The 18041-nt window shown below is 41.2% G+C and carries 15 protein-coding genes; 1 reads left to right on the plus strand and 14 read right to left on the minus strand.

Going from position 1 to position 18041, the window contains the following annotated elements; translation table 11 throughout:
• Positions 1 to 45: 45 nt before the first annotated feature.
• The 14 genes from NST01_RS09060 to NST01_RS09125 all read right to left on the minus strand — a co-directional run bounded on the left by NST01_RS09060 (position 46) and on the right by NST01_RS09125 (position 16529).
• Positions 46 to 1311: a glycoside hydrolase family 30 beta sandwich domain-containing protein gene (locus tag NST01_RS09060; protein ID WP_081038966.1), complete on the minus strand. Its 1266-nt coding sequence runs from the start codon at positions 1309 to 1311 to the stop codon at positions 46 to 48.
• A gap of 41 nt (positions 1312 to 1352) precedes the next feature.
• On the minus strand, positions 1353 to 2897 hold the full coding sequence (locus NST01_RS09065; protein WP_249476590.1) for a glycoside hydrolase family 43 protein: 1545 nt from the start codon (positions 2895 to 2897) through the stop codon (positions 1353 to 1355).
• Between the two features lie 223 nt (positions 2898 to 3120).
• Entirely contained in the window at positions 3121 to 4581 is a 1461-nt protein-coding gene (locus NST01_RS09070) for a CoA-acylating methylmalonate-semialdehyde dehydrogenase (RefSeq protein ID WP_249476589.1), read from the minus strand.
• A gap of 372 nt (positions 4582 to 4953) precedes the next feature.
• Complete coding sequence (locus NST01_RS09075; protein ID WP_007499268.1) at positions 4954 to 6285, minus strand: alpha-glucosidase/alpha-galactosidase; 1332 nt, start codon at positions 6283 to 6285, stop codon at positions 4954 to 4956.
• A gap of 31 nt (positions 6286 to 6316) precedes the next feature.
• Positions 6317 to 7147 carry a carbohydrate ABC transporter permease gene (locus NST01_RS09080; protein WP_216895934.1) on the minus strand — a complete coding sequence of 277 codons (831 nt, stop codon included), beginning with the start codon at positions 7145 to 7147 and terminating at the stop codon, positions 6317 to 6319.
• Positions 7147 to 8079 carry a carbohydrate ABC transporter permease gene (locus NST01_RS09085; protein ID WP_116306933.1) on the minus strand — a complete coding sequence of 311 codons (933 nt, stop codon included), beginning with the start codon at positions 8077 to 8079 and terminating at the stop codon, positions 7147 to 7149. Before NST01_RS09085 ends, NST01_RS09080 begins: the two co-directional genes overlap by 1 nt.
• Positions 8080 to 8109: 30 nt before the next feature.
• Positions 8110 to 9366 (minus strand): ABC transporter substrate-binding protein, encoded by a 1257-nt coding sequence (locus NST01_RS09090; protein WP_326114526.1) that lies wholly within the window; start codon positions 9364 to 9366, stop codon positions 8110 to 8112.
• Positions 9367 to 9583: 217 nt separating this feature from the next.
• Positions 9584 to 10624 (minus strand): LacI family DNA-binding transcriptional regulator, encoded by a 1041-nt coding sequence (locus NST01_RS09095; RefSeq protein ID WP_008343725.1) that lies wholly within the window; start codon positions 10622 to 10624, stop codon positions 9584 to 9586.
• A gap of 183 nt (positions 10625 to 10807) precedes the next feature.
• The gene (alsE, locus tag NST01_RS09100) at positions 10808 to 11500 is read right to left on the minus strand and encodes a D-allulose 6-phosphate 3-epimerase (RefSeq protein ID WP_008343724.1); all 693 of its coding nucleotides are present in this window, start codon (positions 11498 to 11500) and stop codon (positions 10808 to 10810) included.
• Between the two features lie 17 nt (positions 11501 to 11517).
• Positions 11518 to 12780 (minus strand): PTS ascorbate transporter subunit IIC, encoded by a 1263-nt coding sequence (locus NST01_RS09105; protein WP_135227035.1) that lies wholly within the window; start codon positions 12778 to 12780, stop codon positions 11518 to 11520.
• Positions 12781 to 12806: 26 nt separating this feature from the next.
• Positions 12807 to 13073, minus strand: a complete 267-nt coding sequence (locus NST01_RS09110) for a PTS sugar transporter subunit IIB (protein ID WP_017359544.1) — start codon at positions 13071 to 13073, stop codon at positions 12807 to 12809.
• A gap of 15 nt (positions 13074 to 13088) precedes the next feature.
• Positions 13089 to 15161: a BglG family transcription antiterminator gene (locus NST01_RS09115; protein WP_282900616.1), complete on the minus strand. Its 2073-nt coding sequence runs from the start codon at positions 15159 to 15161 to the stop codon at positions 13089 to 13091.
• A 284-nt stretch (positions 15162 to 15445) separates the two neighbouring features.
• Positions 15446 to 15886 (minus strand): hypothetical protein, encoded by a 441-nt coding sequence (locus NST01_RS09120; RefSeq protein WP_008343720.1) that lies wholly within the window; start codon positions 15884 to 15886, stop codon positions 15446 to 15448.
• A 199-nt stretch (positions 15887 to 16085) separates the two neighbouring features.
• Positions 16086 to 16529 carry a GNAT family N-acetyltransferase gene (locus NST01_RS09125; protein WP_008343718.1) on the minus strand — a complete coding sequence of 148 codons (444 nt, stop codon included), beginning with the start codon at positions 16527 to 16529 and terminating at the stop codon, positions 16086 to 16088.
• A gap of 108 nt (positions 16530 to 16637) precedes the next feature.
• On the opposite strand from NST01_RS09125, the gene pdxR reads away from it, so the two are divergent.
• Positions 16638 to 18014, plus strand: a complete 1377-nt coding sequence (gene pdxR, locus NST01_RS09130; RefSeq protein ID WP_056703187.1) for a MocR-like pyridoxine biosynthesis transcription factor PdxR — start codon at positions 16638 to 16640, stop codon at positions 18012 to 18014.
• The last annotated feature ends 27 nt before the right edge of the window (positions 18015 to 18041 follow it).

Genomic DNA, 18041 nt, shown 5'->3' on the forward strand with positions numbered 1-18041 from the left:
AGCCAATTTTCTTTTTTAATGAGAAAATTGGCTTTTCGTGTTTCTCTAGCGTTTGACCACAAATGTTGTCACACTTTGAGCAGGGAGATGAGCCCAAAATTGATTTCCTGATATGTTTAAGTCAGTTCCAGGTTGAAGGTTGCTGCTGCCGCTCGTCACCCATCTAGACGCCTGAGAAACAGAGCCATTTTGCACGACGAAGTGTTGATTGACCCCTGCATTGTTTTTATTAATCGCCACAATGACGACCTGATTGTTTCCTTTATAAGCTGAGACGAAAACATTTGATTCAGGGCTTTTCGTTGCATCAATTCTGACGTACCCTGGACGCACAAACTTGGAGAAATGCGCCATGTTGTATCCGCGCTTGCTAATCATTCCATCTTCTTTCATAGGACCGTATGATCTCCGGATGTACCACCACACATACGCCTGAAAGTCCCCTTCCACCATTGATTGGTGAATATGCTCTGATACCCCTAATGCCTCAGGCCAGCGGTCCGCTGAATTGTTATCACTATTCGGATAGTAGACCTCTGTCATCCATAGCTCTTTCCCTGCCCCTTTTTGTTTGAAAAGAGGGTACGGAAGCTGGCTAATTTGGGTTCCGTATAGATGAGCGCCGAGAATGTCCATATTCCTTAGCGCCTGCGGATCGTTTAAGATAGGATCTGAGATATTCTTAAGGTATTGAAACGATTCTGGTGCAATCACACGTGCATTAATGGAGCCGGCATTTTCTCTCATGAATCGCAGGATTTCCTGAGGTGTCCACCATGTCCATTCATGCGCATAATCAGGCTCGTTTTGTACAGAAATGGCATAAAGATTGACTCCGTTGTTTTTCATGTAAGTGACAAAATCATTCAGATGCTGAGCATATGCTGCGTATTGATTGTATTTAAGCCGCTTGGCAGGTGATCCATTCCGGTTAAATGTTTCAACCATACTGCTTGGAGGATTCCAAGGGGAAGCAATGACTAGAGCACCATGCTCGATCGCTCGTTTGGCCGTCGCGACTTCTCTGCTCCAATTGTTTCTGTTTTCGTCTACATAAATTCTAAGAATGGAAAACCCTAACTGATTTTGTCCATTGCCAAAGGCAGTCTCCCTTTGTGGCGCTGTCAAATCACCAATCCAAGCTGGATGGTTCATTCCGCCAAAACCACGAATCACTTGTCTTTCTGCATTAAGGTTAATGTTTGCGTCAGCTGCTGATACTTCAGCTACTCCGGGGCCTATGAACATGACAGATAGCATGGTGAAACACACCAATAAAGCAAGCATTGGTTTTTTTATACATGACATCAAATTTCCCACTCCTCTATCAAACATTTAAGCACCTTTATTCGCTACCTTTGAGTAAACTGCCAAGAATCAAATTGGAATAGATTTCCCCCGCCTGTTCCGGTAAAGACAAAAAATACGTTGTGCACTCCGGATGCGCCGTTAATCGATGTTTCTATTTCCCGCCAGTTTTGTGTTCCACCGGTGGAAGGAACATCAAGTGTACCGACCAGTCTGCCGTTTGCGCTGCCAAGGCGTACGTCTATTTTCCCGCCTACTGTCGATGCGACATTGGCTTTAAATGTTCTAGCGCCATTTGAACCAAAGTCTACATTCCCTAAAGCCACCCAATCGCCGTTTTGAATGTTGGTGACATGCTGGTTATTCACTGGTCCTCCTGGTGCTGACGAGGCTTCGGTCAAAATGCGTCCATTCCAAGCGAATGTTTCAGCTTCAACACGTTGATATGGATTCAGATTAGATAGCTGTTTCACTCCTTCATAATTGGCTGCTACTTCTCGAAGAGAGCCATCTGCATTATGCACAAGCTTATTAATATGTGGAGAGCGGTAACCCTTGCCGGCCCCGTATAAAGCAGAGCTAACGGTTTGCGTATGATACACCACATACCACTCATTTTTAAAATTGAACACCGCATGATGGTTGTTACCGCCGCCACCAAAAAAAGCACCCGGATTTTTTAGAAAGTGTCCTTTATACGTGAAGGGTCCCATCGGACTTGAGCTCGTCATATAGCCGATTTCACCAGGTGGTTTATCAGCAGGATGAGAGCCGCCAAAGTTGATGCAATAGGAATAGTAATAGGTTCCGTTATACTTATGCATCCCCGAATCTTCAAACATAAAAGGAGCATCAATGGTGGATGCGCTACTGGCCACACTTGTCATATCAGCACCTAGCTTGAGAACTCTTGCTGTTTTAGGATTTGCCCATTGTCCCTGCGTTGGATTGGAACCGCCTGGAACGCCTCCGCCGGCATATAGATAGCCAGTACCGTCATCATCTACAAATACGGCCGGATCAAAAAGCCATACAACTCCGGACATGCCAGGTGTACTTGGCGTAACGAGCGCTTTTCCAATTGGATCAGTCCATGGGCCAATCGGGCTGTCTGCTGTAAGGACACCTATCCCTCCGCCGCTGTTAGCGAAATAAAGGAAAAATTTATCCTTTCCATTGATCTTCTTTACAGCAGCGGCTGGAGCCCAAGAAGCGCCTGCCCATTTGGCAATGCCTCTGCCGCCATTTGCCCCATTTGCCCCTGCTACTGGAATCGCTCCGTGATCGGTCCAGTTGACCATATCCGCCGAAGAGATGACGAAAACTCTATTCAGATTCGCAAATGAATTGTCCTTAATCGTTCCGTTGCTTTGATATTCATAGTCATCACTCGACATATAAAGGTACACTCTTCCGTTATAGGTAAGCGCAAACGGGTCTGCTCCTAAGTGATGGTCAATGAGCGGGTTTGCATTTCCTACTTGCTTGGCAATAGGAGTGCTTGCCGCATTCGCTTCATATACCGGCAAACAACTCAGTACCAAAGTGAAAATCAATAAACAAACGCTGCACTTCATCCTCGTCCTCATCGTGTCATTTCCTCCTGTTTTCATCTTCCTGATATTGGGGTTTAGGCCCAATTTCAAATTATGTTGATGTTTCGTGATGAAGAATGAATACAAAGAATGATTTCTCCCTGTGAAACCCTGTAAAGAGTGCGATGAAAACCCTTACTTTTTAACTAGAAGACAACAAAAAAATGCAGTCTCGATTTTGGAGCTGCATTCTTTCTCAATGTTCAATAAATGTACGCTACATATACCGAGCGGTCACCATTTTCTTTCTCGTGTAAAACTCTACTCCGTCTGTTCCATTGGCGTGCAAGTCTCCGTAGAAGGAATCTTTCCAGCCGGAAAATGGGAAGAAAGCCATTGGAGCAGGGACACCAATGTTAATGCCTAACATGCCGGCTTCGATGTTTTCACGAAATTCTCTTATGCTTGAAGCGCTGTCTGTGTATAGGCAGGCACCGTTTGCGAATTTTGATTGATTGGACAGGTCGATTGCTTCTGCGAGTGATGAGACACGGACAATGGATAAGACTGGGGCAAAAATCTCGTCCTGCCAAATTTTCATTTGATTTGTGACATGATCAAAGATCGTTGGTCCGACAAAATACCCTTCTCCATTTATTTCTTTATCTTGTCTGCCATCACGAATCAGGCTTGCGCCTTCTTCAATTCCTGATTGGATATATTGAAGAGTTCGTTCTTTATGCTCCTTCCGAATGACTGGTCCGAGAAAGACATCTTTATTTATTCCGTTTCCTATGACAAGCTGGTTGGATTCATCGACCAATTGTTGAATCAAGTCGTCTGCCACGTCTTCTTCCACTGCGACAACGGCTGCTGCCATGCAGCGTTCACCTGCTGATCCAAAAGCAGCGCCAATGATTTGTTTTGTGGCCGATTCTAAATCAGCATCTTTCAAGACGATGGAGTGATTTTTTGCACCGGCAAGTGCTTGTACACGTTTACCATGTGCTGTCCCTTTTTTATAGACGTATTCTGCGACTGGCTGAGAGCCGACAAACGAAATGGCTTTTACCTTTTCATGTTCAAGCAGACCGTTTACTACATCGTGAGCGCCGTTGACAATGTTAAGCACACCTTTTGGAAGTCCTGCTTCTTCAAATAGTTCTGCTAACCGTGCAGCAAGGATTGGCGTCCGTTCTGAAGGCTTTAAAACAAATGTATTTCCGCAAGCGATGGCAAGCGGGAACATCCAGCATGGGACCATCATCGGAAAGTTAAAAGGGGTAATGCCGCCGATGACGCCAATTGGGTAGCGGTACATGCCAGACTCTAGACCAGTCGCAATATCAGGTAGTTGTTTCCCCATCATTAAGGTTGGTGCACCAGCGGCAAATTCCACACATTCAATTCCTCGCTGCACCTCTCCTTTTGCTTCTGTTACACTTTTTCCGTTTTCCAACGTGACGAGTTCAGCTAACTCATCCCATTTCTCAACGAGTAACTGTTGGTATTTAAATAATATACGTGCGCGCCGGGGAACAGCTGTTTTAGACCAAGTGGTGAACGCTTCTTGTGCTGCTTGGACTGCATGTTCTACATCCGTTTTTGTAGAAAGCGGTACTTCTGCGATGACTTCGCCAGTAGCTGGATTATAAACAGCTTCCGTTTGGTTCGTTTCGGCGTCCACCCATTGTCCATCAATATAATTTTTCAACGTTTGTACATCTGTTTTGGTCATGTTCCCTCTCTCCTCTTTGTTTGGATTGTGATGCAATCGTGTGTTGATTTATCGTCATTGTCTCATCTAAGGGGTCTTCATCTGTATACACTCTTTGTCAAATGAAACCACAGTTTTGCTTTACGTTCTGATAATACATGTGAAGTCTCTACCTTTCAGCTTCTTTGGTTCCGCAGATCTGTCCCCCTTTTAGGTCGTTTTGTCTGTGTGTCATGTGGCATGATCATGTTAATTAATTGATGATATGTTTTTGGTTAACTGTTGGTTAACTTTAGAAAAATCATAATATTAAAAACGCTTTCAGTCAATGACCAGTTTGTTGATCTAAAAAACCTGATGCCAAGTGCATCAGGCTAAGACTGTTTATGTTAGTTATTTAGAAGAAATTGCGTATTGACTCGGCTCTGTATAAGCCGGGAGCATCTCCCCGTGTGCTTCAATTAATTCATTACATAGTTTGATGGTGTCATCAATTGATAATTCAGCACTTGTATGCGGGTCTAATAATGCTGCTTGGTAAATGTGTTCTTTTTTGCCGCTGATTGCAGCTTCAATCGTCATGAGCTGTGAGCTGATATTGGTCCGGTTGAGTCCAGCCAATTGTTCAGGTATCTCTCCGATATAACATGGCATGATACCGCTCCGGTCTGCAACACATGGCACTTCCACACAGGCTTTTTCAGGAAGGTTGTGAATGAGTCCTCCTGTGTTCAGTACATTTCCACCAAATTTAAAGGGAACGTTCGTTTCAATCGCTTCAATGATACGTGAACCATATTCTTTAGAGCGCGTATGCGTGATTTGTGTGTTTCCCACAAGGTCATGTTTCATCGTATTCCAATTGTTGATTTGTTCCTCGCAGCGTCTTGGGTATTCATCGAGCGGAATGTTAAACTGTCCAATCAGTTCTGGATAACGAGATTTGATAAAATACGGATGATATTCTGCATTGTGCTCTGAGGATTCGGTGACATAGTAGCCGAATTTATCCATTAGTTCAAAACGAACCATATCAGGATGCCGCGTTTTTTGTTTTTCTTTTGCTCTTGCTTTGATTTCTGGATACAAGTCTTGACCGTCCCGTTTCACTTCTAATAACCATGCCATGTGATTAATGCCGGCAATTTTTTCTTCAATGCCTTCATGGTCCATTTCAAGTGATTGAAATAAATCTTTCGTACACACCTGTACGCTATGGCAAAGACCAACCGTTTGAACCCGAGTATAACGCAGCATAGCGCCAGTCAGTGTGGCCATTGGATTCGTGTAATTTAACAATAAAGCGTGTGGACATACCTCTTCCATATCCTTTGCGAAGTCCAGCATCACAGGAATGGTTCGAAGTGAACGGAAAATGCCGCCGATGCCAACCGTATCCGCAATCGTTTGTCTTAATCCATATTTTTTTGGAATCTCAAAATCAATGACAGTGCTTGGCTGATAGCCTCCCACCTGGATGGCATTGATGACATATTTCGCATTCTTTAAGGCTTCTTTCCGGTTGTGATACGACTGAATGGTCACATGTGCACCGTAGTTCTCTTTTAAGTGACGCAGCATCGTTTCTGATTCTTTCAGCCGGTTGTGGTCGATATCATATAACGCAAATTCAAAGCCGGCAAGTGCGGGAACGAACAGACAATCTCCTAATATATTTTTAGCAAACACGGTACTTCCTGCACCGATAAATGTAATTTTAGACATAGACGACACTCCTTTTTACATCAAGGTTGGATTACCCTTTAACAGAGCCTTGAGACAGCCCCGCGATAAAGTATTTTTGCAAAAGTAAAAACATCGTGACCATTGGCAGCATCGCAATGAGAGCAGCGGCGCCAACGAGCTGGAGCTGGTGTTGATTTTGACCAAAGAAATTGGATAAGGCGACTGTAAGTGTATGCATCTCTTTATCTTGCAAGAAGAAGATGGCAAATTGATAGTCGTTCCAAATATACACACAGGCAATGATTAAAACAGAAGCGGTAATTGGCTTCAGTAGCGGAAAAACGACGGTGAAAAAGACTCTGAGTGTTCCCGCGCCATCAATACGAGCGGCTTCTTCAAGCTCCTTTGGAATCGTCGACCGGATAAAACCGGCATATAGAAAAATCGTCAGTGGCAAAAAAGCAGCGACATTGTTTAAAATAGCGATTTGATAAGTATTCATCATGCCAATTTGTACAACCATTTTGTATAAAGGGACAAGGGCTGTGAGCGGCGGTATGACCATAATGGCAATGAATAAGAGATACACCGCTTGATTCAGCTTTGTTCCTCTTCTTGCAAGCGGATAGGCGGCAAGTGATCCAAAGATGATGAGTAGGGCAGCGGAGCTGAACGTAATGATCACTGTATTCAAAAAGGACTGGCCCAGCTGAGCATCTGTCCATGCCATCCGAAAGTTTTCAAAATGGAGCGTTGATGGGAACAGCCATTTTGAGCTGAAATCTCCTATCCCCTTTAGAGATGTCGTGACTAAAATATAAAATGGAATCAGGTGAAGCAATGTAATCGAAAGGGCGAGTATGGAGTACCATCTTTTCTTTCGTTTATAGGCGTTATCCATCACACCTCGGTCTCCTTTCGTTTGAAATAAATGAGCGCTGCGACACTAACGACAAGGATGATGACAGCCATGAAGACACCTTGCGTCGCTGCATAGCCTGCATCCTGCCGTTTGAAATACAGATCGTACATAAAAGTCGACATCGATTGCGAGGAATCTCCGGGTCCTCCGCCAGTGAGGGCGACAATGACATCAAATAATTTAAGTCCACCGATCACATTGAGCACAACATTGATGGTGATAGATGGCATTAAAAGCGGTAATGTGATTCGCCAAAATTGCTGAAGACCTGAAGCTCCGTCGAGTTGTGCTGCTTCATAATAATCTTTAGGTATGCTTTGGAGTCCTGCTAAATAAATGATCATGGCAATCCCGACGAATTGATACGTATTCACAAACACAATGATCCAAGTGTTTAGCTGCGGATTACCAAGTGCGTTCATTGGATCAAATCCAAAAAAGGTAACAACGTCGTTTAAAGCACCACCTTGGTACGCAAAGACAAAATACCAAATATAGCCCATAGCAATCGGGCTGATCATGACGGGTAGATAGATCACGGTTCTTGTGATGGCTCTCATTTTTAAACTTTGATTTAATAAGAGTGCATATCCAAGACCAATCATATTTTGTAAGATGGTGCTCCCGATGCCGTAAAGAAGGGTATTTTTCACAACAAGCCATGTAGTTGGATCTTGCAGCAATCGTTTGTATTGATCCAGTCCGATCCACTCATACTGTTGTGAGAAACCGTTCCAATTTGTAAAAGAGAGCTGAATCCCGTTAAAAAAGGGATAAATGATAAAGGCACTGACAACGAGAACAGCAGGCAGATACATCCACCAAAGTGAAGAATTTTGGCTATTTTTCATCTTCTGTTTTGGAAAAGAGGTAAATGTCGCCGCCTGGTTTTCTTTTGTGATGTCACTCATTGGCTTCACTCCTGTTTCAGCATGAGCCTGCTATTGTTTTTTCAGACGTTTATATTCCTCTTCCATTTTCTTCGATAGTTGTTCCGGTGTGATGGAGCCTGCTAATAATTCTTGACCGGTCGTTGCCATGACAGCCCACATGCCGCTCGGTAAGTATTTTCGATCAAAATATGGTTCAATCTTAATATCTTCATATTGCTCGTAAAATGTAGAGTAATAGTTTTTGGCTTTGACTTCTTTTAAGGCCGTTTCAGAGGAAGTGCCCTCTGCGATTTTTTTTGCGTTTTCAGGCTTTGCTAAAAAGTCAATGAATTGTTTTGCTTCTTTTAGATGCTTTGAGTCTTTCCATGCCGCAACAGTAAAGCGTTCCCCGCCAATCCAGCTTTGCTCATCTCCTTCATGAATAGCTGGTACGGGCATGGTGCCTACTTTGATCGATTGATTGAGTTCAGTCGCCTCAGGTCCTAAAGATCCTCCCACAAAGGTGAAAGCAATTTTGTTTTGTGCCATCAGCTCAGGTGCTTGGGATAGTTTCGCCGTGAGTACATCTTTGTTTAAAAGGTCTTGATCTTTCAGCTCCTTCATAAACTGTGCAAGCGGTGTATAGTGAGACCAATCAAATGATCCATTTTCAAGGTCTTTTCCGTATTGATGTTTTTGATCGGTAATGAGTAAAGGCGTTGCCAGCTCATCAAAGACTTGGGCAATATTAGAATTATCGCCTCCTGGGATCCAGAGCGGCACAACGTCTCCTTTACTTTTTTCTTTGACAGTCTGTAAAGCACTTCTCAGTTCATCCAGTGTTTTAGGAACTTTTATGCCATATTCTTTTAATAGATTGGCATTAAAACTAAGTCCGTCTTTTGCTTGATTCAGCGGAAAGGCATAGACTTTGCCATCTTTGTCTTTTAAAATTTGATCGAGTGAAGGATCGAGTTGTTTTACCCAGTCCATTTCCTTTAGATCAGCCACATATTCGCTATATCGCAGCTTGGCCCAGCCGTGTGTATCAAATAGGTCTGGCATGTCGTTTGCGCCCATTTTGACGCGTATCATATCTTCATAGCTGTTGCCAGGGAAGTTGGCATCAATTCGGATGTTTTGATGTTCTTTTTCAAAGTCACGGATCACTTCTTCAAATGCCTTTCTCTCCCCGCTGTTGCTCATTGTGGAGAATAGAGTCAAGGTCACTTTCCCGTTTGCTTCAGACGCACCGTTATTGCCACAAGCAGACAAGATCATCGACAAAACTAGAGCTGCACACAGCATCAAAATTTTTTTATTCATCGTTTCCTCCTTTTGATCACTGAAAATTCAGACGATTATCGGTAGAATTCATGCAGTTGCGGAAACAAAAGAAGTCCATTATACTGGAATTCTATTCTTTTCAAAGAGATAAGAGAGCAATTGGGTGAACTGCGTTGTTTTCAGCATGATCTGGCCATCATGCTCAGCAGCTCCCTTCCTGCTTTTTTGTCTCTTTTTTGTTTGCTGAAATGCTCGTTCACCCCCTTTCATGGATTGGGCATGTGCTGCCTCTTTGCATGAGCTTTGTTGGCACGACGACTTTTAGGGGAAGCTTTCTTCCTTCTATCCGCTCAAGCAAAAGCTTTAGACCTACTTCCCCCATTTGTTCTGTATATACTTTAACCGTTGTGAGCGGCGGGCTTGAAAAGGAAGCGGCTTCGATATCATTAAACCCCACGATTGAGACATCTTGAGGTACACGAAGACCGGCTTCATGTAGCGCACGCATAGCGCCTATTGCCATAGAATCACTTCCGATAAAAAAGGCTTCTGGAAGCTTTCCTTTTTGAATGGCTTTTTGCATAAGTGAGTAGCCTTCTTGCATCGAATATTCGCCTATGTGGATGTCATTCATATGAAGAGTTCCCGCTTCTTGCATTCTTTTGATAAACGTTGTTTGTCTTTCGTCCTCAATCACAGCATTTCCTTCGAAATAATGCTCCCTCTCTTTCCCGCCAATATAGCCTAGATGTGTATAGCCGAGAGATTGCAGATGACGAATGGCACGATCTGCCGCTCTGACAAAATCCACATGTACACAATCATACAAATCTTCATCCGCATAATGATTGATAAACACAATATGTTCCATTCGGTTTGTCATCTTTTCAACCGTATCAGGGCTGATTCGTCCAATGACGATCAAACCGTCAATATCCTTTAGTATCGCCCCTTTATCCATGTTTCTTAGGCGAAAAGTATGGAGAGTGGACAGACCTCGTTTGGCATATTCTTTTTCAATTCCTTTTCGAATCGATGAAAAAAAAGGATCATTTAATTCTTCGTCAATGGATTGGGCGACAACGACACCGATGACTGGGGATGCGGGTGGGCTTTTTACTTCTGCTTGATCGGCTTTTCTTGCTCTGACTGGGGTATAGTTTAATTTCTTGGCTATGTCGAGGATGTTTTGTCTTGTTGCGTGTGAAACGGCAAGCGTTTGGTCGCCATTTAACACACGGGATACAGTAGAGACAGATACTTTTGCATCATGAGCAATATCTTTGAGTGTAGTCATAGGCAAACTCCTCATCATTTTTGACTAAATGTTTACTAAAGATATTTGAAGAATAACACATAAATAAAGCGCTTTCAATTATAAATTTATGTTTTTATGAAGTTTTTGAGTATGTTTTGATAAGGAGATAGGTTGTTTAGTAAACTTGCGTAAAAAAGAGGATGGGCTTCATCCTCCTTTTTACTAAGGTGATTTCATTGTGGCTGTTTCTTTTGCGAACAATTGCTTCATTATTTCCCATGCTTTATCTAATTCTTCGTGAAGTCCAAATAAACCTGAGGTGCCGATGATGTAAATTTCATTTCCTGCCTCAGCAAGCAACCGGAACGTGCTTTCATTACAAGAGCCGTCTACCTCAATTGAAAATGAGTATCCCCCCTTCTCTTTGATTTCTTTCACCTCTTTCATTTTCGGAAGCATTTCTTTGATAAAAGGCTGACCCGCAAACCCTGGATCAATTGTCATGATCGTCACCCGGTCTATTAAATGAATAAAAGCATCTAATGCTGCAACTGGTGTGGCGGGATTGAGAACAAAGCCGACCTCACACTTTCTTTCGTGAATATGCCGAATGATTCGAAAAACGTCTTTTTGCACCACTTCTGGATGTAAACAAATCATCGTTGCGCCTGCATCAATACATGCATCAATTAAAAATTCCTGAGGCTGTTCGGCCATTAGATGAACATCAATCGGAACGTCTGTCAGTTTCCGAAGTTGTTCAATGAAAAAGGGTGATAAGGTCATATTTTTTACGTAATGACCATCCATGACGTCGACATGATAACGGTCTGCCCTTGTGTTCAGAAGCTGAATTTGTTCACGGAAGTGTGTTAAATCCATGCACATCAATGAAGGTGAGAAAATAGCTGTCATCCTGAAATGCCTCCTTTTTAAAGATGAAATAAAAATTTGATCAATCCAATCAATATTCCGATGATACCGAAGTCTGTATCGCCAAATGTTGTCCCTTCAAAGCCAAGAGTGCCTAACACAGGGAGTAAACAAGCTGGTAAAAATGAAAGGAGTATTCCATTCACAAAGGAACCGGCGACTGCACCTCTCACTCCCCCCGTTGCATTGCCATATACCCCCGCTGTCGCACCGCAGAAAAAGTGTGGCACAAGTCCAGGAACAATGACAGTTAAACCAAACAAAGGAAGAAGGAAAATAGACACGATGCCTCCTGCAAAACTGCATAAAAAACCGATGATCACTGCATTTGGAGCAAATGGGAAAACAGTTGGCGCATCAAGTGCTGGCTTTGCCCCTTTGACGAAACGATCGGCAATCCCTTTGAAAGCAGGCACAATTTCCCCGATTGCCATCCGTACACCTGCTAAAATAATGTACACCCCAGCAGCAAAGGTAATGGCCTGAATGAGAATGAAGATAGCAAAGTTCGTACCACCACTAATGTTTTCTATGAATGAAATTCCCGCAAACGGTGCAATCGCAAAGAAAAGCAAAGCCATCGTAATGGAGATGGCCACCGATGTATCTCTTAGAAAGCCGAGTGACTTAGGCACTTGAATGGTTTCCGTTGATTTCTCTGGGCGCCCGACCCATTTGCCGATCATTCCCGCTGTAAAATAGCCGAACGTACTGAAATGACCGAGCGCCAAATCATCACTTCCAGTGACTTTCCTTGTAAACGGCTGAAGGATTGCGGGAGCAATGACCATCGCTGCACCTAATACGATTGAACCAGTGGTGATCAGCAGCGTCCCTTGCATGCCGGCTGTTGAAAGAACAACTGCAAGCATAGCCGCCATATATAGCGTATGATGACCAGTTAAAAAGACGTATTTAAAGGGTGTGAATTTTGCCAAAAGCAAATTGACCAACATACCAAAAATCATAATGAGCGCTGTCTGTGTACCGAATTCCTTTTGGGCAATGGCCGCCATGGCATCTGTATTTGGGACAACCCCTTGAATGTGAAAGGCTGCTTCAAACATCTTCCTGAAAACCCCAAGTGAATCAGATACGACTGTGGCGCCCGCTCCTAATATTAAAAAACCCATTGTTGTTTTTAAGGTGCCTGATACAGTATCGGCAGCTGACTTTTTCTGCAAAAGCAAACCAGCGAGTGCAAACAAACCGATGAGAATTGCGGGTGTGCCCAATATATCGTTCATGATCAGTTCTATCATGATGTGAATCCCCCTTTTTCCGTCGATTATATGTGTTTACGAAGGACGTCTTTAATGGCTTCCTGGTCTAACAAGTTATTTAATCCAGCGACCTTTCTTGTGCCGTCATCCAGCTGATCGATAATATCTGTTGCGCCAATATAGAGGTCTGCTTGTTCATTTTTGCTTGTACTGAGATCGGTGTGATCTACTTCTGCTAAAAGTCCTAATTCTTCTAATGCCTTTTTGACATTCATTTCAACAATAAAGCTGCTTCCTAAACCGTTTCCGCATACAACTAGAATTTTTTTCATCTTCTTTTTCCTCCTTTATACTTGTGAAAATTGATTGATTAGTTGTTGAATGGCTGCTAATTCCTCTGCTTCAATCAATTGTCTCACCCGTTTTTCTTCACTTAACAGCATCGTCAGCTGTTTGAGTGCTTTCAGGTGGGTCATACTGTCAATGGCAGCTAATACAATGATGAGACGAACTTGCTTTTTTCCATCCTTTGAAAAGGAAACGGGCTGATGACATGACATAAGTGACATGCTTAATTTGTTCACGCCATCCTCTGGTCTGGAATGCGGAATCGCCACTTGTGGCGCAATCACAATATAAGGGCCATTTTGATGAACAGACTGGATCATCGCTTTCACATAACTTTCCTGAATCGCTTGTTGATCAAGCAAAGGCTGCGCTGCTTTTGTAATGGCCTCCTGCCATGTGTCTGCTGTTTGCTGGAGCTGAATGGTTTCTTCTGTTAATAAATCGTTTAACACTGGTTTCCACCCTTTCTGGTGTGATACATATGTGGGATGAAGCAGCTCCTTCAGGTCATGAAGCAATGCTTTTTCATTTTGAACGATGGTATGCTGCTGAATGATATTGAATAAAGCATTCACATGGTGCTCATCAAGCTTAGGTTCTGAGCCTTCTCCATATTGAAGCAATGTTTTTTTCTCATAAGCAGTGAGAATAGGGTGAACGAGATGAACAGGTTTTCCTTTAAACGAAATAGGTGTCGTTGACACAACAAAGTCGGCATCAATGGATGTTAATTCTTCATATGAACGTTTTGATAACAGTCCGCGTATGTCGATGTAGCCGATTAATTCAAGAAGCTGCGTTTTCAGCATGTGACTTGTGCCAATTCCTTCTCCGCAGACAATGTAAACAGAACGTTTCGCAATCGATGAAATCCCTTCTCTTCTCATCCAGCCGCCAAAATGCATCGCCACATAGGCAATTTCATGATCGCTCATCTTTGAACAGGCCGCCTTCTCTAAATGGCAAGCAACCTTTTGTGTGATGTCAAACACCTCTGGCTGTGCATGTTTCATGGAATCTGTTAATTCATTGATGATCTCAATGTGATAGATGAGCCTATAATAGGCCGGAATTAAATGCATGGTTAAGTTTTGTTCCAAGACTTCTACTTCCTGGAAGGAAATACACGCATAACGCTGAAAGTCAATGATCATTTGTCTCGCAATGGTTCGAATGAGATGTTCTTCTGGTTTTTGACTTGTTGGGAGTTTTTGTTTTTTGGCACTGAGCCATAGCGTACTAAGAAAATAGATTTCATCATCATGAACCAAAAGACTGGTTTCTTTTTGAATTTGCGCCATGAAACGAATAGCAGCCAAGCATTCATCTGTTTCCTGCAATGTCCGTTTTTCTTCTGTTGAAATGTGTACAGCACGTCCTAGCTTCATCCGTTTAAAGTAGAAAAAGAGATCCATAGACAGCTGATCCAGCATGTCATCTGCAAACTCAAGCTTCAGATCTTGTTCGGACTGTTGAAGGAGAGCATGTATTCTCTTATATGAAATAGGACCCTTTAACCAAACCGATGGAAACGTTTTTTCATTTTTTATCATGGTGCGAATGAAATGAATATAAGGCTTCAGCGCTAATCGAATTGTTCTTTCTTCTCCTGAAATTAAATAGCCGCTAGCCGCCTGATAGTGAAGTGTAAGCTGCTGTTTTGAAAGTGCTTCTTTTAGTTGTTTCATATCTTCAAGCAGTGTATTGCGGCTTACCTTTGTTATCTTCATAAAATCATCAATTCTTAGGCAATGCTCGCTACATGCAATGGATAAAAGCAAGATGGCCCTTCGTTCCTTTACACATGGTTCATAATCTTGACCAATAAGCATGGTGTCAGCTTTTTGAATAATGACTTCTTTTTCATGAGGATTTAAATAATAGCCAAGTTGGCCTTTTCGCTGCACACCACTAAGCTGATGAGTTTCCAGCCAGCTGTTCATTCGTTTGATTTCAGCATAAACGGTTCGAGTCGAGACATTCATTCGATTCTGTAAATCTTCTATTGATAAATAAGATGTCGTATGAAGCAGCATAGATAGCAAAGTAGTACCCCTTTTGGTTAAGTACAGTTGGAATTCCTCCTTTCTTTCCCTTTGGTTATAAGTCTAATCAACTCACCTGCATCAAAGAAGCCCAAATGTCTTCAGCACGTGCTTTGCAGCGATTGTGTGCTCTTTTCATAAGAAAAACACACTGATTGAGTGTGCTTTCAGACTTGTATACAAAGAGCTCTTTGTCTTCTTTTACGTGTTTGAGGACGAATAAACGCAAAAAACCTAGAATGGTATAAAGCCAGTCAAGGTTTTTTCACTTCTTATTCATCTTTTATTTTTCCTATATGTGACGCTTAAAATTATTTTTTGTTTAAACTAAATCCGAAATCCAAATCGTTTTCAAATGAAATACAAATACTCCAATCACCTTCTAATGATATAAAGTAGTGGTGCTGTGGGATATCTAAAAAATAGACTAGTAACTCTTCTAGATGTTTTAATTCAAACTGGTACCCAAACTCTGTAAGGTTATCCCCTATGTAAATTACTTGTAAGTTATTATCTAAATATTTTTCTTTTAATTCAGTTATAAAGAGAAGAGCATCAGAAAGTAACGATTCATGATTTGAGCTCTTACTATAATGTTTATTGGTTTGTAACCAATCTATTTTTGAACCAGCAAAATCAAATTTTTGTTCTATTAAGTCTAAATAAATTTTTGGATTTTTATGTACTTTGACATATTTAAGAAGGTCTTTTAATTCCAAATCCTTTATTAGATCTTCATCATAAGAATTCAATAAAATTACCCCCCTTTGTGTTTTTTAAAGTCTTTCTTGACAAAATCCATAGGAATCGCTGTTTCGTCATTTTGTTGCAAACAATTCAGTGTACAATGCCATTGTAGCTTGCTGATCCGTCTCTGACAAAGCATATTCATCTTTTTTTGACCGAGTTATATTGAATTTTCTGCCATACCAAAACTTCATTCTTCTGTGTTCAATCCCAATAATAAATATAGTGCTGAGTTGAAGAATCGCTTGTCATGCCCATTTTTTCATACAATTGTTGTGCTTTTATATTAGAAGTCGCTGTTTCTAAACAGATAAATCTGGCTCCTTTATCGTTTGCAAATGAAAATGCTTTTTTCATCAATTGCTTACCTACCCCCTTTTGACGAAAATCGTTTATAACAAACAAATCATTTAAAATGAACGCATCTTTCATCGCAACAGATGAAAATGTGGGATACAGTTGTACAAATCCTACATATTGTTCACCTTGCTTTGCAACAAACAAAATAGACTCTTGTTTACGGTATCGTTCCACTAGAAAATGATAAGCACCTTCTATATTAGAAGTCTGTTTATAAAATTGGCGATATTGATCAAATAGAACCGAAACTTGTTTTAAATCATTTTCATGAGCTCTTACTATATCCACTCTTCTATCCCCTTTTCATATCAATTAGTAGTATAATAATTGATATTCTGACATGTAAAAATGTACAGATTTATACTTTATTAAATGTCAGAAGGGAGGAATGAAGAAATGAAACATTATATTTTCCCTTTCAGTGCCAATCAACCAAAATATAAACAAATTTATGAGCAATTTAAAAAATTAATCGAGGAGGGAAAGTTAAAAACAGGAGAAAATCTTCCTTCCATTCGTTCACTAGCCAATGACCTAGGTGTTAGTCGCCACACTACACTACAAGCATATGATCAATTATTAGCTGAAGGATATATTCAAGCCAATGAGCGTAAAAGCTATAGTGTCAATGAATTTGAACCGATATTTCTTCAAACCTCTATTCCAGAAGTACCTAGAAATGAACCAATACAATTGATCGATTTCATTGATTTCAAAGCAAGTACTGTTGATGAGGAACAATTCCCTTTAAAAGTCTGGCGGCAAATTTCCAACAAAGTGCTGCAGCAATCCATTAGCTTTCAATACGGAGATCCTTTTGGAGAACCGGGGTTTAAACAAGAACTGGCTGATTATTTATTTCAAGCCAGAGGTATGATCATTAACCCCAAAAATATGATCGTTGGAAGTAATACACAGCAACTACTGTTGTATTTGGGATTTCTATTAAAAGAACGTTTTTCTAGTATGATTGTTGAAAACCCTGGTTATAGCGGTGTACGTGAGGTCTGTCATTTACATGGATTTGAGATTGAAAGTATTCCTGCATCAAAACAAGGTGTATTATTGGACTCACTCGTAAATAAAAGCGGGAAATTATTGTACATAACACCTTCACATCAATATCCTACTGGTACTGCACTATCGATTCAACAAAGAATTGAATTGATTCAATGGGTACGATCAAATAACGGTTTCTTATTAGAGGACGATTACGATGGAGAATTTCGATATGGACAAAAACCATTTCCTGCTTTAGCCTCTTTAGATGCTGCACATGTCATTTATTTTGGTACGTTTTCAAAAGCATTTCTACCAGCTATACGATTAGCATATATGGTGTTACCTGATTCATTAATCAATATCTATATGAGCAAATTTGAACATTTCGAACATAATGCTTCGTTATTGCACCAACTGACCATGACTGAATTTATGAAAAGTGGTGAATGGACAAAACATATTAAGCGTATGCGCAATACTTATAAAAGGAAAATGAATTTATTGGTACAACAAGTTCAACATTTATTTGGAAAACAAATTGAGATCATTGGTGACAATGCAGGGTTATATATCATGTTACGTATACACACTCCCTATTCCGAAAAAGAATTAATTGAAAAAGCTCTTCAACAGCATGTTAAAGTGTATCCAACAAGTCATTTATTTATCGAAAATCCACCTGTACAACCGCACATACTGCTCGGTTTCGCAAACCTTTCTCTTGAACAAATCGAAAGAGGTATTTGTTTATTAAAAGAAGCATGGGAATAAGATTGGTGGTTCATTGGAGGTTTTTTT

Source organism: Bacillus sp. FSL R7-0166 (genome assembly GCF_038008935.1).
GTDB classification, from domain to species: Bacteria; Bacillota; Bacilli; order Bacillales; family Bacillaceae; genus Bacillus; species Bacillus altitudinis.